Raw genomic sequence first — 16,543 nt, 5'->3', positions numbered from 1 at the left:
CCCGGATTTTTAGTTTTTAAAAATACGGGGGATTCAACCAAGTAAAAGTCGATTGGTCAATTTTCATTCAAGGCAGCCTGAGCAGCGGCTACTCGGGCAATGGGCACCCTAAAGGGTGAACAGCTTACGTAGTTCATTCCTACTTTTTGACAGAAGCCTACAGAGCTGGGTTCACCACCATGTTCCCCACATATGCCTACTTTAAGGCCTGGATGGCTTTCCCTACCCCTTTGGGTGCCTATTTCAATGAGTTGCCCTACACCTTCTTGGTCCAAAATTTCAAAAGGGTCGGCTTTTAAAATTCCTTTTTGAAGATAGATGGGCAAAAATTTACCTGAATCATCCCGTGAATAACCGAAGGTCATTTGGGTTAAATCGTTGGTTCCGAAGGAGAAGAAATCCGCATATTTTGCAATTTCATCGGCTACCAAGGTAGCCCTTGGGGTCTCCATCATGGTGCCTACGGAGTACTCAACGGTATCTTTGCGTCGTTTGAAGACCTCTTCCGCAGTTTGGTCAATCACGGCCTTTTGTTGGATAAATTCTTCTACCGTACCCACTAAAGGAACCATTATCTCTGGTTTGGTATTGATGCCTTCTTTTTTCAAGTTCAGCGCAGCTTCCAAAATCGCTTGGGTCTGCATTTCGGTGATTTCGGGATAGGTATTTCCCAAACGGCATCCACGGTGTCCCAACATAGGGTTGAATTCTTCCAATTCAGCCACTTTTGTTTTTACGGAGGACAGTGAGATATGCAAATCTTCGGCCAACTCTTTTTGTGTTGCCAATTGGTGGGGCACAAACTCATGCAATGGAGGGTCAAGCAATCTAACGGTTACGGGATATCCCTTCATAGCTCTGAAGATGCCCTCAAAATCGCTGCGCTGCATGGGAAGCAATTCCTTCAAGGCTTGTTTTCTACCCTTGATGGTGTCGGCTAGAATCATTTCGCGCATGGCTTTGATTCTATCCACTTCAAAGAACATGTGCTCGGTACGGGTGAGTCCAATACCGGTGGCGCCAAAGCTTCGGGCAATCTCAGCATCTTTTGGGGTATCTGCATTGGTGCGTACTTCCATTTGTGCATAAGCGTCGGAGAGTTTCATCAACTCAGCGAATTCACCACTCAACTCAGGCTCTTTGGTGGCAACTTTGCCTTCCAAGATATTTCCGGTGGAACCGTTGATGGAAATCCAATCCCCTTCATGGTATTCATGGCCGCCTACGGTAAGCGTTCTGTTTTTATAGTTGATTTTTAACGCGCCAGCCCCAGAAACACAACATTTACCAATACCTCTGGCAACAACGGCAGCGTGTGAGGTCATACCACCACGAGCGGTTACGATACCCTTGGCAATGTTCATACCTTCTACATCTTCAGGAGAGGTCTCGATACGGACAAGAATGCTGTTTTTGTATTTTTCGGCCTCATCGGCAAAGAAAACAATCTGTCCGGTCGCAGCTCCTGGAGAAGCGGGCAAACCTTGAGCGACCACTTCGGCATCCTCCAGGGCTTCAGGGTCGAAAATGGGGTGCAATAATTCATCCAATTTGCGGGGTTCGATGCGATTCAAGGCAATCTTTTCATCAATTAGCCCTTCTTTCAATAGGTCCATAGCGATTTTAACCATGGCCGCACCGGTTCGTTTTCCATTGCGGGTTTGAAGAATCCAGAGTTTTCCCTGTTGAATGGTGAACTCCATATCTTGCATGTCTTGGTAATGGGTTTCGAGCTTATTTTGGTATTCGAAGAGTTCTTTATAAATCTCAGGCATCAGCTCTTCTAAAGAAGGATACTTTTCTTTTCGTTCCTCTTCTTCGATTTGAGCAAGTTTGGCCCAACGTTGTGAACCCAATAAAGTAATTTGTTGTGGTGTCCGAACTCCAGCAACCACATCTTCCCCTTGGGCATTGATGAGGTATTCGCCATTGAACACATTTTCACCGGTACCGGCATCTCTGGTAAAGCAAACCCCGGTTCCGGAATCCTCACCCATATTACCAAATACCATAGCCTGAACGTTTACAGCGGTACCCCAATCTTCAGGATAGCCATGCATTTTTCGATAATAGATGGCTCGGTCACCATTCCAGCTATCAAAAACAGCTAGGATAGCACCCCAAAGTTGGTCCCATGGATTGGTGGGAAAGGGTTTTCCGGTTCTTTTTTTAACGATATCCTTAAAGTCATACACCAAATCTTGAAGGTCTTGAACGGTAAATTGAGTGTCTTGTTCAATTCTTCGTTTGTCTTTTAAGTGGTCGATGATTTCTTCAAACGGGTCCAAATCTTCTTTGGATTCAGGCTTAAGACCCATGACCACACTGCTATACATTTGAATGAATCTTCGGTAGGAGTCCCAGGCGAAACGTTCGTTGCCGGTCATTTTAATGACCCCTTTTATAGATTCGTCATTCAAACCAAGGTTGAGTACGGTATCCATCATACCGGGCATGGAAACCCGGGCACCGGAACGCACAGAAATCAATAAGGGATTGTCATCATCCCCGAACATGGCACCCATGGTTTCTTCAATGCTGTTGATGGCAGCACGTACTTCGGGCTCAATGCGGGCAATGACAGCGTCCTTACCCTCTTCATTATATTGTGTACAAACTTCAGTGGTGATGGTAAATCCTGGTGGAACAGGAATTCCAATACGGCTCATTTCGGCTAAATTGGCTCCTTTACCTCCCAACAGATTTTTCATTTTGCGGCTTCCATCAGCTTTTTTGTTGCCGAAGGTGTACACGCTTAGATTATTATCAATAAGTGTTTCCATTATTTATCTATTAAGATTGTACTTGGTGTTAGAAATCTACTTGTAAAAGTAGTAGCTCTATAAACCACAGAACATGATAAAAATCAGGCTTTTACCTATTGACCTTTGGAGAGCCCAAATTCAAGGCATTGCAAATGCGAAAAACCTTGTATTTGTCATGATGAGTTGAATTATTCTCGGTTTTGATAAAAATTATTGAAGTGTAAAGGGTTAATAATCATCAAACTATAAATTTTATGTGACTTTAATCACTAAAAATGAGGGTTTTGGGAAAATACTGACATTTATCATCTTTTAGGAAAACTTCGTGTGTGAACTTTGTCTCGATTTAAAAAGCCAAATATTATGCAATCACACAACAAATATCGTCAGTTTTCACTGCAGGCAGTTATCCTAGTAATGGCATTGAGCCTACTTCCTGTAGCAATCTCTGCACAGAGCTATAAGTTAAACAACAGCGAAGGGGAACTTATGGTGACCGGGACTTCCACCCTTCACGACTGGGAGGAAGTGGCAGAGCAAAAATCGGGTTCCATCACTCTGGACAATTCGGGAGAACTTCCAAAAATCAATTCCTTAAAATTTACGGTTGAGGCCGAAAGTTTGAAGAGTGGAAAGGGAGCCATGGACAAGAATACCTACAAAGCCCTCAATACAGATGACCACAAGCAAATTGTATTTGAGATGAAGCAAGTAAAAAGTATTTCACCCGTAGTGTCCACAGCCAATAAATATAAAGTTGTTGCCACAGGAAGTTTGACCATTTCGGGGACTACCAAGACCATAGACCTACCTTTTACATTGACCCTTAATGATGGTAAGGTGATGTTGGAAGGCAAGAAACCCTTAAAAATGACAGATTACAACATTGAACCTCCAAAAGCACTTTTGGGAACAATTACCACAGGTGACGAAATTGAGATTCACTATAACACAGTTTGGAAATAATTTAAAATAATACTCAACTAATAAATCTACAGCAATGAGAAAATATGTAAAACACGGATTAATGGTAACTGCGTTTTTAGCAGGTGTACTGGGGTATTCACAAAGTCGTCAATTGGACAACTTTAGATCGCCCGATAAGAATGGAGTCAACGTTTTTGAGGCTCCAAAAGATACAGCAAGCACCTTTGATGGTGTAAAAGTAAGGGTAGGAGGTTCTTCAACCTTGCAGTTTCAAGCGGTGGACCACGAGAATTCCGGTGCCGTTGAATTGATTGAAATTGGTGACAACTTTAACTTGGCAACTGCCAACTTGGATTTGGACGTGGCCTTGGCCAAAGGTGTACGTATGCACTTAAGAACCTATCTTTCTTCAAGACACCACCCAGAACCTTACGTAAAAGGCGGGTATTTTCAAGTAGACAACTTGGATTTCATCAGCCCCGGATTCTTGGAAGAAGCCATGAAGTATTTGACCATTAAAGTAGGTCACATGGAAAACAACTATGGTGATGCCCACTTTAGAAGAACAGACAACGCCCAAGCTATGCACAACCCATTTGTGGGCAACTTGATCATGGATGCGTTCACTACAGAAGTAGGTGGTGAGGTTTACTACAGAAACAATGGATTCATCGGAATGTTCGGTCTATCAAACGGTAAATTGAACCAAGCAGTGAACAACCCTGGAACAACTGGAGCTTCCATCTTGGCCAAATTAGGATATGACAAACAACTCAGTGATGACTTTAGATTGAGAGTGACAGGATCTTTGTATTCCACTGGAAAATCTGGAAGGGTATACCTATACAGTGCAGACCGTTCAGGTTCTAGATACTACTTGGTGATGGAAAATACTGAAGCTTCAACTTCCAGCAACTTCCGATCTGGTAGATATGATCCAGGGATGACCAATGAAATCACTTCCTTCATGTTCAACCCCTTCCTAAAATATAAAGGATTGGAGTTCTTCGGAACCTTTGAGCAAGCAAAAGGAAAAGCTGATGCCGAAGCAGACAGCAGAAAAGCAACACAATTGGCAGGAGAGTTGGTGTATCGATTCGGAAACAACGAAAACTTCTACCTAGCTACTCGATACAACACCGTAGATGCAGAAACTGCTGCTGGTGAAGACGTGACCATCGATAGATTTCAATTAGGTGGTGGTGTTTTCTTGACCAAGAACATCTTGACCAAGATAGAATATGTCAACCAACAATACGATGGATTTGACCCAACAAGTATCTTTAACGAAGGACAATTTAAAGGACTTCTTCTTGAAGCAGTAATCAGCTTCTAAATCAAATGGATTGCATAGACCTAGGGCAGAGGGTTGACCAAAGTCCTAGGTCTTGCCATTAAAAAATTGTATATTTAGTTATCATGTTACCTTTAGTTCCACATAGCATCAAGAGTTTATTGGCAGTTTCCATTTTTCTGCTTGCCATGGGTTTTTCTGACCCTGAGCGGGAAATGAAGGTTGCCGTGGCTTCCGAAAGTGAAGTGGTCATTTCAGGAACAACCAATATAAACTCCTTCAATTGCAAGTATAATCTTCAACCGCTTGAACTTCCCATTCGAATGGTGTATGATGAGCGGGACAATCGCATTCTTTTCCAGAATGCCAAATTGGAGTTGGCCAATGATTGTTTTGATTGTGGAGGAAAAATGATCAACAAGGATTTTAGGGAGTTGCTCAAAACCGAAACGCATCCCCAAGTGGAACTACGGCTTTTGTATGTTGAGCCTCCAAAACCAGAATCAAAAGAAATTGCAGTGGGAATGGAAATCATCATTGCGGGGGTTACTCGTAAGTATGAAGCCAATCTAAAATGCGACGATCAAAAGAACATTTGTGTTAACGGCACCTTGGAACTTCGTTTAAGCGATTTTGGACTGGAGCCCCCTAAAAAAGCTTTGGGCATGATCAAAGTGGACAATGACATAAAAGTAAATGTAGCCTTAGTAATTAAGGAAGCTTAGGATTCATAATGTTTTTTATAAGATTAAGCACTGTCAGGGGGTTGTTGGCAGTGCTTTTTACTTTCATTCATTATAATCCTGAAAAAAATAATCCCTAGGAAAGCAGTATATTGCTCTACTAATAGAACTACAATTAACTACAAACAATTTTACAATGAAAACGGTATTTATAACATTCAAGAAAATTGCTCCTTTTGGACTTTTTGTATTGCTGATGACCTTGCAGGCTTGTGCCCAAGAGAACTTTGGAGGACTTGCATTGTACACGGTTAGGGATGATATGGGTGGAGATGCAAAGGCAACCCTCAAACAAGTAGCCGATGATCGTTACGCTTACATTGAGGCGGCCGGATACAATGAAGGAAAGTTTTATGGAATGGAGCCAGGAGAGTTCAAGTCCTATTTGGAAAGTTTGGGATTGCAGCCCGTTAGCACTCATATGGGTATGGTAACTTTAGAAAATGCAGATCAATTGATTGCAGATACCAAGGCAGCAGGATTTGAATATTTCACCATTCCAGTTCCACCTATGGGCATGTTTACCTTTAATCCTGAAAACAGGACTATGGGAATGAAGGGTTCCATGGAAGAATTTGCAGAAATACTTACTACTCTTGGAAAAAAATGTGAAGCCGCGGGGTTGAAGCTTTTGTACCACAATCATGATTTTGAATTCAAGGACAATGAAGATGGCATTAAGCCGATTGTATACCTTTTGGAAAACACAGACCCTAAATATGTAAACTTCCAAATGGATTTGTTTTGGGTGACCAAAGCAGGGGCTGACCCATTGGCCTATTTTGAAAAGTACCCAGGAAGGTTTAAGGCCTGGCACGTAAAGGATATGGATGAGCAGGGCCGTTTTGCCCCAGTTGGACAAGGTACCATTGATTTTGGAAAAATATTGGCAGAACAAGAAAAGTCCGGTATGCGCTACTATTTCGTTGAACAAGACCAAACCTTTGATGGGCTCCAACCGTTGGAGGCAATTAAAATCAGTCATGAAGGGCTCTCCAAATACGGGTTCGAATAAATTTTTTTAAGTTATAGCCCTGCTCCGCGGGGCTTTATTTTATAATGCAAAACCACTTGACCACCAAATGAAAATTCTCAAAGACCTAAGGTTTTCCCTGTTGTTTTTATCCCTTGTTTTCCTTGGATGCAAGAAGGAGGTCAATTCATTGAACCTTACCGTTGGTGAAGGGGAGCATATTGTTCTCATAGGCAACAACCTTGGCTCACGCATGATGAACTTTGGTCATTTTGAGACCGAGATGCATCTTAGAAATCCAGAAAAACAATTGTTCATCAGAAACATGTGCGATGGAGGCGATACCCCAGGTTTTAGGGCGCATTCAGGTAGATTTTCCCCGTGGGCTTTTCCGGGGGCTGAAAAATATCAGGATGAATTGGCAAACTTCTCCAACAGCCAAGGCCATTTTGAAACACCGGACCAGTGGTTGACCAGATTAAAAGCAGATAAGATTTTGGCTTTTTTCGGGTATAACGAATCATTCAATGGACCGAAAGGTTTGGAGGCGTTTAAGGGAGAATTGTCTGATTTTGTATTCCATACCCTCAATCAAGAATACAATGGTGCAACACCACCACAACTTATTTTGGTGTCCCCAATTGCCTTTGAGGACCGGTCCAACGATTTTGACGTGCCAAATGGGGAAGTGGAAAACCAGAATCTGGAATTGTACACGAAGGCCATAAAAGAAGTGGCTGAAAAAAATAACGTGGCATTTGTAGATGTTTTTCACCCTACAAAAAGTTGGTTTGCCAGTGATGAAAATTTTACCATCGATGGTTTTCAATTGAACGATATGGGATACGAAAAATTTTCTAAGCTTTTGGTTGATATGGTGTTTGGTGATGATCAGAAGATAGTGGAAGAAAACCGGGAACCTGTGCGAAAAGCTGTTTTGGAAAAGAACTGGTTCTGGCATGATGATTACAAAAGTCCCAACGGAGTACATGTTTTCGGCCGCAGGTACAATCCTTTTGGCCCAGAGAACTATCCTGACGAGACACAAAAGAAGCGGGAAATGGCAGCCATTCGCGATACTGCCATTTGGCGCACAGCAATGGGCGAACCTTATGATTTGGCAGCAGCGGATGCCAAAACCCATAAATTACCCGAAGTTGAAACCAACTTCATCAACGGGGACTATGGCAGGGGAGAAGCCAAATATTTATATGGTGAGGAATCGCTGAAAACAATAAAAATGGCGAAAGGTTACCAAATTGAACTATTTGCTTCCGAAGAAGATTTTCCCGATTTAGCGAACCCTGCACAGCTTTCTTTTGACAATAAAGGACGTTTATGGGTGGCAGTGATGCCGACATATCCCCACTATAAACCTGGGGATCCCAAACCAAACGATAAACTTTTGATTTTGGAAGATACCGATGGAGATCATAAAGCGGATAAACAGACCATTTTCGCCGAAGGTTTGCATATTCCAGCTGGATTTGAACTTGCCCCAGAAGGGGTTTATGTCTCCCAAGGAACCAATTTAAAATTACTGACAGATACGGATGGGGATGACCATGCGGACAAGATAGAAATTGTGCTCAGCGGATTTGATGACCATGATACCCACCATGTAATCAGTGCATTTTGTGCAGATCCTTCGGGGGCAATCATTATGGGAGAGGGAGTGTTTTTGCACACCAACGTAGAGACCCCATACGGACCGGTACGTGCTACAAATGGTGGTTTTTATCGGTATAGTCCCCAGCAGAAGAAATTACAACGTGTAGCCCAAGTTTCCATTCCAAATCCGTGGGGAACTGCCTTTGACCGTTGGGGACAACCCTTTTTTCTGGAAACTTCCGGTCCAGAAGTACGATGGATGCTTCCGGGCAGCATTAAAAATAGATATGGACAATTCAATGATCTTGGACCGAGTCTCTTGAAACAAGAAGATATGGTAAGGCCTACCTCGGGATTGGAATTTGTTTCAAGCAGACATTTTCCTGATGAAGTCCAAGGAGATTTACTACTGAACAATACCATAGGGTTTTTGGGCATGCGTCAACATAAGGTAACAGACACTGGAACTGGTTACAAACTGGAAAAAAGGCAGGATTTGGTTGAAGGTTCAGACAAAAATTTTAGACCGGTTGATATGGAATTTGCACCAGATGGCTCATTGTATTTGGTGGATTGGCACAATGTATTGATTGGTCATATGCAGCATAATGCCAGAGACCCTTTGCGTGATCATGTGCATGGTAGAATCTATAGAATAACCTATCCCGACAGACCTTTGGTAGAACCAGCAGATATTGATGGCGCTTCTTTGGAAACGCTGCTCAATAATTTAAAACTACCAGAATTCAGAACCCGATATAGAACCAGAAGAGAGTTAAGAGGACGTGATGCGGATGAAGTTATGGAGGCTGTATCAAATTGGGTTTCTGAATTGGATGCTGCTGATGAAAACTATGAACACCATCTTTTGGAGGCTTTGTGGGTAAGCTGGGGCGCTAACAAAATCAGTGTGGATTTAGTAGAACGTTTGCTTGGTGCTAAGGATTACAGAGTGCGTGCAGCAGCCGTCCATGTATTGGGATATGCTGGACATCAAATCAAAAATCAAAAAGAACTACTGCTGAAAATGGCTGAGGATTCAAATAGTCGTGTACGAATGGAAGTTTTGGTAGCTGCGTCATGGATGACGCAGGATGATGGATTGGAGATTTTACAAAAGGTTGGTAATCAGCCAATGGATGAATGGCTCAATGTTCCTTATGAACGAGCCATAGCGCACCTAAAAGGGGAGAACCTTGCTTCAAAAACGGAAGAAATCGTTACTCATTTAGAGGGAGCGGACCGTGAGGCCTATGTAAAAGGGAAAGAAATATATGAACGTGAAGGATTCTGTATTACGTGTCATCAAAAAAATGGGGAGGGACTAGCAGCAACGGGGTACCCACCTTTACGGCAATCAAAATGGGTGGTAGAAGATGAAGAAAGACTCATAAAGTTGACCCTTAAGGGCATAATGGGGCCCATAGAAGTTCAAAATCTAAACTATGACGGTCAAGTGCCCATGACACCTTTTGGGGGAATGTTAAACGATGATGAAGTGGCCGCTGTGCTGACTTATGTTAGAAACTCTTTCAGCAACAAAACTACAGTCATCAGTGCTGATAAAGTGAAAACGGTAAGGGAGCAAATCAAGGATAAAGAGGGGTTTTATTCAGCAGAAGAATTACTAAAACAACATCCCCATAAAAAGGTAGAAGGGAAGGCCTTGGTAAACTAACGAAAATCATGAGGAAACTTTGGATTATTGGGTTGACACTGATGCTGGCACTCTCTTGTAAAGAAGCCAGCAAAGCCAAAACAGGAGATGAACCATTGGAGGATGAAACAGTAACCTTTCTTAGGTTTAATGGAGCTGAAGGTAAGGAGTCATCGGAAAAGATAGTCTTGGTTTCTGGAGATGAGGAATATCGGTCTGAAGAACTATTGCCCCAACTTGCTAAAATCTTAAGCCAAAAACATGGTTTTGATTGTAAGGTGTTGTTTGCCCAAGATTCAACCAAACCTGGAATCGTAAACCCCAATTATCGGTTTAATATACCAGGCTTGGAACATTTGAAAGATGCCGATTTGGTCATCTGGTTTACGCGATTTAGAGAACTTCCAGAGCAACAGATGCAATACGTTGAGCAGTACCTTTTGAAAGGAAAGCCGCTTATCGGTATTCGCACCGCTACGCATGCGTTTAATTTTGAAGATAAAACCCATCCTTTTGTCCATTATGGATGGAACTATGAAGGCAATGATGAAGATTGGAAATGGGGCTTTGGCAAAGAGATTTTGGGTGAAACTTGGTATACACACCATGGGAACCATAAACACCAAAGTACTAGAGGAATAGTTGCTGAAGGCGCATCAAACCATCCTATTTTAAATGGGATAGAAGATGGAGCGCTATGGGGACCTACGGATGTTTATGGGGTGCGCACTCCAATGGGTGATGATGCCAAAATACTTGTGTATGGTAAATCGATTGAAAGAGCTGGTTCCTTTGATGAAACCGATGTATTGTATGGCATGCGGGAAACCGATACCGTCACGGCCAAGATTTCTGGCCGGGATAATAAAACCTATGACCCAAATGAAAATATGCCTCCAATTGTTTGGTTGAAGACCTATCAGTTGAAGAACGGCAAAAAAGGGGATGCATTGACATCAACACTTGGAGCGGCGACCGATTTTTTAGATGAAGATGTACGAAGACTATTTGTGAATTCTGTCTATTATATGCTAAGCAAAGAACCACCGCAAAACGTAGATGTTGATATCGTGGGGGAATACAACCCGACCCAATATGGTTTTCATGACGATGCTTATTGGGAAGCCAAAAATCTACTTGTGGAGGAATTAAATTAAGAGAATTGGGTACAAAATGAATTTTATCTTTTTTCAACGTAACCAATTTTATATCTTTGCGCCCGCAAAAGGTTAACGTGCCCACTAGTTTTTATTGGGATTTATACTTTTGCAGAAGAAAACGGTCGCGTAGCTCAGCTGGATAGAGCATCTGCCTTCTAAGCAGACGGTCGAAGGTTCGAATCCTTCCGCGATCACTTTAAGAGCTCAAATAAAAACAAAACCTTGCATATCTTATTGATTTGCAAGGTTTTAATTTTTTAGGAGCCCCATTTGAATTGGTTTGAAATGGTATGTTTTGGTTTGTAATTCGGTTAGTAAATTTTTTTCTTCAAAGTGTTAACCGAATAAGCATGTAATTAACTATATTACAATCACTTAGTATTTGACTTTCGTAGGTAATTATCGTTCAATTTAACACAAAACCTATGAGAACCCGGACAACATTTTCAATCAGTTTCTGGATAAGTACTTCCCGAAGAAATGACGGCAACGCAAAGATTTATGCCCGAATCACCGTTGATTCGCAAAGGGCAAACATGAGTTTAAAGTATACTATCCCAAAAGAGATCTGGGACAGTAAAGGGTCGAAGGTTCTGGGGCGAACAAAAGAAGCTCAGGAAATCAATACTTATCTGATGGAAGTTGAAACAGAACTTTTTCAATGCTATCGTGAACTTCGGTCTAGAACGTCCCATATCACTCCACAGATGGTGAAAGCGCACTATTTTGGAGAAGATGTGAGTGAAGTTACTTTAAAGAGTTTGTTTGAGTATCACAACACACACAATGCACATAGTCTTTGCAAGGCTACTCTTAGTCATTACAAGACATGTCAGAAGTACCTGTTGAAGTATATCAAACAACAATATAAATGTGATGACTACAGACTATCACAACTTAAACACCAATTTATAGTCGGATTTGAAACATATTTACGCAAACTACATCCCATAAATCATCACGCTAACCTTTCAAACAATGGTGCAATGAAGCATATTCAACGTCTACGAAAAATGATTAGAATAGCCGTTGATAATGAATGGATAGATAAAGACCCATTTCAAAAGTTTAAAATTAGAATGGAAAGAAAGGAAAGGGAGTTTTTGAACTTACCTGAACTCCAGAAAATTCAAGAATATCACACAGGGATTGAACGGTTACGTATAGTAAAAGACTTATTTGTATTTAGTTGCTATACTGGTATTTCTTATTGTGATATAATGGGTCTTAGCGAAGATAACCTTGTACTTGGCATTGATGGAAAATATTGGATAAGCACAAAAAGGATGAAAACGAAGAATAGTTTTAAGCTTCCATTGGTTGGTCCAGCATTATCTATTATTAAACGATACCAATATCATCCTAAACGAGAACCTGCAAAACTATTCCCTAGAATCTCCAATCAAAAATTGAACAGTTATTTAAAGGAAATCGCGGATGCATGTGACATTCCAAAAAATGTTTCTTTCCATATGGCAAGGCACACTTTTGCAACTACGATTACTTTGAGTAATGGGGTTCCCATAGAGACGGTTTCCAAAATATTAGGACATACAAAATTGGCCACTACCCAAGTTTATGCAAGAGTATTGGATAAGAAAATAAGTGAAGATATGAGTGGTCTAGAAACGATTCTGGATTCGAAATTTTCAGATTCAAATGACAATAGGGAAAAGTTTGGAGATCTTGACTTTTGATTTGTAATTCGGAAAAGCCATTCATAAATGCACATCATAAATTTTGTCCCAAGTCTGAACTTCACCTTCTGTATTTGGTTTCTAATTTGTTTTTATAGTTCGTGAAGATAAGTCCAATCAACAGCTACAAAGAGACAAAAACCACAGAGTTTATCGATACTCCATACACTAAAAGAAAGGTATTTGGGTTTTCACGCTTGCGTGAAAAAACGAATAGCAAGAGGGTGATGCGCAGATTGCGCCATCACAGTTGTTTTCGGGTCTTCAACAAGTTGAAAACCAGTTAATTGAATTGATTTTGGAATTTTGCACAAAATCAGGGGCTACAGTAGACTTTTCCGAAATCTACAGTAAACCCTTTGGGAAGCCCTGTAAACACTGGAAATTTTTGACGAAAAAATTGACGCAATTTGACGAAAAAATAAATTGGACCTATGGAAAAGCAATCTAAAGCTTGAAATAAACGAAGGTGAGGTTGGAGCAATATAAACGTGATTCAAACAATCCTTTGGATTATCTCAAAGGCTGTGAGAAGTGTTTGATGGATAGAATTACCTCGCTCAGTAAATTAGTTAAGGGTAAGATTTGGGGCTTGCAGCACTTCACTGCGTTCCGTTCGCTAAATTTTGATTTTTTAATATTCAAGGAATCTTGAGTAGCTTAAGCTTTTCATAAAAGCGCTAAAGTTTTCTAGAACTTTCCGGTCAATTGCCCATCATCCCAAATACCTTTTTGTAGTATTTGATGCTCTTTGTTATAAAAAATGCCAAGTCCATTACGTTTTCCTTGTGAAAAATCACCCAAATAATATTGTTCGCTAGGTCTATAGAATTCTTGACCGTAACCGTTATGCTGTTCATTAACAATTGTTCCGATATGCGCCATTCCAGATTTCCAAGAGTAAGCACCTAAATGATCTCTTTTGCCATTGGTGAAAAATCCAACATAGCTATCTCCATTATCATACTTATAGTATCCAAATCCATTCTGACAGTCACCTACACAGTTTCCCTTTGCTATTTTGTTCTTATAGTTATTGGTTAGTAGGTCTTGGGTCAATTTCCCTTTTTCATATTTACCCGCTTGCAATATTTCACCCCCATTTTTGATGTAGCCATATCCGTTTTGAAAACCCTTTTCCCATTGTCCGATGTAGTAGTTTTTACTGCCGACCCAGGTGTATATACCGAATCCGTCCCTGAAACCATTTACAAAGTTGCCTTGATAATATCCTGAATTATCCTTGTAGAATAAAGTTCCTTGGCCATTGGCCTTGCCATCACTAAAAAAACCTTCAATGGTATATGTCCCAAAATCAGCTTTCCCAAACCCATTGGAACAGTCACCGTTTAAACATGTTGGGGAAATCTCGTTTTTAGTTGCGTTGCTTGTACCTTCGTTGTTTTTGTTTCTGAGCCTAGTGATATCTTGAAGGAATTTCATGGATTTGGACATCAATATGGGATCGCTGAGTTTTGGGAGGTCTTTCAATTTGCTCTGGTTGGATGAATAGGCGATTTCTGGAGTACTTGGCACATTGCTACCTGTTGCCGTGCCATCTATGTACGTGATGGTCCTGTATTTTACCTCATCGATGATCCATTGATATTTGGTTTCGGTAAAGTTTGATGCCCTAAATTTGGTTCTTTCAATCCAATTGCCACGCTGGTCGTAAACATACTTATATAAAATGCTTTCCCAAATCTTGGACATGCCCAATTCTTCCTCCAATAACTTTTTGTCATTGTATTTAAAATAACGTATATCCTTTTGATTATAGGATTCATCTAGTTTTAGTCCATCGTAGGTATATTCACTGGAGTAGAACACCTTGCTTTCTCCATTTTTTGCTTCCGCAAGCTCATAGACGATCACGTATTTTTTGTACTTAAAGATCGCACCGTATTTTAAACCGCCAAGAACAATGTATTGACCTTCATCGTTTTTTACGGTTTCGGGTAGGTCATCCGAAATTATGCCGATGGGTGTTTCATAGATATAAAGGGTTTTATCGAAACCTTCTTGTTTACCTAATGGATTGAATTTTTTCTCTATGGCTTTTGACGCATTATCAATGTAATCATAAGTGGTAAGCTTTTCGTAATTATTATCCAGGTAAAGTTTGTCCTCTGTTAAATAACCATCGGGGTTGAACACGAGTTGGTTCTTCTCACTGTACAAATGGGCTCCGATAGCATGATATTTGGTGATGGACATCGCTGTTACCTGCCCATATTTGATGTCAAAATTGCTGAGGTGAAGGTTTTGGGCACACCCTTGGAAATGAAAAAAGTGGGCAAGAATTATAAATAGGGCAGGGTAAAGTCTTTTGGTATTGGTAATGGAATTCATTTTTTTGCTGGATTGGTTTTCAGCAAAACTATCTGTATGCAATGCCATGGCGCAATAGGACAATTGCCCTATTGTGAGGATTCTGGAAGGCCCTAATTTTGGCTCTACCAAACTGTAGATCATGTCTAAATTGGAAACATTGCCCTTAGAACATAGAGATAAGACCAAGCTCAGACGTCAATTATATGGCATGTTGTTGTTTCCGGTAGTGGTTATCGGTATATTCTGGTTGTTTCTGTCGTTTATGTTCAATTCAGGTTTTTCAGATGATTCCTTTGGAATCTACATGATGGTGGCCTTCTCGGTCTTATTTTTTAGCGTCATAGCCTATATTATTGCATCCACGGCAATCGATTTGAAACGAGGTGTAAAATCTCGGGTCTCTGGAAAAATCACTGACAAAAGGATGCATTGGGCCACCACGGGAGACAGGCCTGTTCAAGGGCACAAAACAAGGACCCGAACCAGGAGGTCATATTATGTTTATATAGATGATGAGGAGTTTTCGGTGGACTATTCTTATTACTCAAAAGCCAGGGTCGGAACAGACGTGCAGCTGGACCGAGCGCCCAAATCAGGAATTACACTGGATCTTCAAGTTTTGGGGCAAGTTGAGGATACCCATGTTGCTCAAAAGCTTGATGAAGAAGAAAAGTTTCTGGAAAAACACATTCCACATACTCGCTATACCCCAAAAGATTATGAAGCCTTGCACAGGATTTGGAAAATGGAAATAAAAAAACGTTTAATAAGGTCCAGTCCATTTATCAGTATTGGCTTTTTAATGATCATTAGCGGTTTTTGGAGTTTTGTCGTGTTATTGTTTCCAATTTGGGCTGTCCCTCTTTTTCAATTTTATAGATTATATGTGGCTTACCGAAATTATAACATGAACAAGGAAAGGTCCCATAAACGTGGAGTTCCATCCATTGTCGAAGATAAATTCGCACTGACTTCCAACCGATATTCCAATTCCAATCGAATCATACTCACATCAGGACCGCTCTTGGTAAACTCAACCCTTTACGACAAACTTTTTATTGGGGCCAAAGTATTCGTTTACAAGACACAATATGGCAATCAGCCGTTGAGCGTTGTGCTGCCCAATGGTGAGGAAGTTCATTTGGTATAAAAACATTTTATGTTCGGTAGTGTACTATTGTTGATTGCGATGCTTGGGCCCATGGTACTTTTGGCAACTATTCTGTATTATCGTTATCCTGAAACAGCCGTGAGCCGTATGAACCAATGCATACCACCGACAATATCGGCGATTTCAGCATGGGCGCTATGCACCAGTTGGCTGTGGTTCTACCTATTCAACCTCTATTTGAGTCTACCTGCGTTTGTTTTGGCATTAGCAT

10 protein-coding genes and 1 tRNA gene are annotated in these 16,543 nt (G+C 41.0%); 9 read left to right on the top strand and 2 right to left on the bottom strand.

All coding sequences use genetic code 11. The features are described 5' to 3' along the window. Positions 1-56 precede the first annotated feature (56 nt). Positions 57-2,783 carry a pyruvate, phosphate dikinase gene (ppdK, locus tag ACFSJE_RS04110; protein WP_379829710.1) on the bottom strand — a complete coding sequence of 909 codons (2,727 nt, stop codon included), beginning with the start codon at positions 2,781-2,783 and terminating at the stop codon, positions 57-59. Positions 2,784-3,128: 345 nt separating this feature from the next. Between ppdK and ACFSJE_RS04105 the strand changes: the two genes are divergently transcribed. The 8 genes from ACFSJE_RS04105 (at position 3,129) to ACFSJE_RS04070 (ending at position 12,827) form a co-directional block, all read left to right on the top strand. Next, positions 3,129-3,731: a YceI family protein gene (locus ACFSJE_RS04105; protein WP_379829709.1), complete on the top strand. Its 603-nt coding sequence runs from the start codon at positions 3,129-3,131 to the stop codon at positions 3,729-3,731. 34 nt (positions 3,732-3,765) lie between these two features. Continuing rightward, positions 3,766-5,028, top strand: coding sequence for a hypothetical protein (locus ACFSJE_RS04100; protein WP_379829708.1), 1,263 nt, complete (start codon positions 3,766-3,768; stop codon positions 5,026-5,028). An 83-nt stretch (positions 5,029-5,111) separates the two neighbouring features. Then, positions 5,112-5,711: a YceI family protein gene (locus tag ACFSJE_RS04095; RefSeq protein WP_379829707.1), complete on the top strand. Its 600-nt coding sequence runs from the start codon at positions 5,112-5,114 to the stop codon at positions 5,709-5,711. Between the two features lie 154 nt (positions 5,712-5,865). After that, positions 5,866-6,744 (top strand): sugar phosphate isomerase/epimerase family protein, encoded by an 879-nt coding sequence (locus ACFSJE_RS04090; RefSeq protein WP_379829706.1) that lies wholly within the window; start codon positions 5,866-5,868, stop codon positions 6,742-6,744. A 67-nt stretch (positions 6,745-6,811) separates the two neighbouring features. Continuing rightward, the gene (locus tag ACFSJE_RS04085) at positions 6,812-9,991 is read left to right on the top strand and encodes a PVC-type heme-binding CxxCH protein (protein ID WP_379829705.1); all 3,180 of its coding nucleotides are present in this window, start codon (positions 6,812-6,814) and stop codon (positions 9,989-9,991) included. A gap of 8 nt (positions 9,992-9,999) precedes the next feature. Then, a complete protein-coding gene (locus ACFSJE_RS04080; RefSeq protein WP_379829704.1) occupies positions 10,000-11,127 on the top strand; it encodes a hypothetical protein in 1,128 nt (375 codons plus the stop codon). Positions 11,128-11,250: 123 nt separating this feature from the next. Beyond that, a tRNA-Arg gene (locus tag ACFSJE_RS04075) sits at positions 11,251-11,324 on the top strand. Positions 11,325-11,555: 231 nt separating this feature from the next. Then, positions 11,556-12,827 carry a site-specific integrase gene (locus tag ACFSJE_RS04070; RefSeq protein ID WP_379829703.1) on the top strand — a complete coding sequence of 424 codons (1,272 nt, stop codon included), beginning with the start codon at positions 11,556-11,558 and terminating at the stop codon, positions 12,825-12,827. Between the two features lie 690 nt (positions 12,828-13,517). Here the strand turns inward: ACFSJE_RS04070 and ACFSJE_RS04065 are convergent. After that, the gene (locus ACFSJE_RS04065) at positions 13,518-15,302 is read right to left on the bottom strand and encodes an MORN repeat-containing protein (protein ID WP_379829702.1); all 1,785 of its coding nucleotides are present in this window, start codon (positions 15,300-15,302) and stop codon (positions 13,518-13,520) included. Between ACFSJE_RS04065 and ACFSJE_RS04060 the strand changes: the two genes are divergently transcribed. Beyond that, positions 15,301-16,311, top strand: a complete 1,011-nt coding sequence (locus ACFSJE_RS04060) for a hypothetical protein (protein WP_379829701.1) — start codon at positions 15,301-15,303, stop codon at positions 16,309-16,311. The genes ACFSJE_RS04065 and ACFSJE_RS04060 overlap by 2 nt on opposite strands. Positions 16,312-16,543 lie beyond the last annotated feature (232 nt).

This window comes from Flagellimonas iocasae (assembly GCF_042682725.1).
Taxonomy (GTDB): domain Bacteria; phylum Bacteroidota; class Bacteroidia; order Flavobacteriales; family Flavobacteriaceae; genus Flagellimonas; species Flagellimonas iocasae.
Note: the sequence above shows the minus strand (reverse complement) of the source record. Positions and strands in the feature narration are given on the sequence as shown.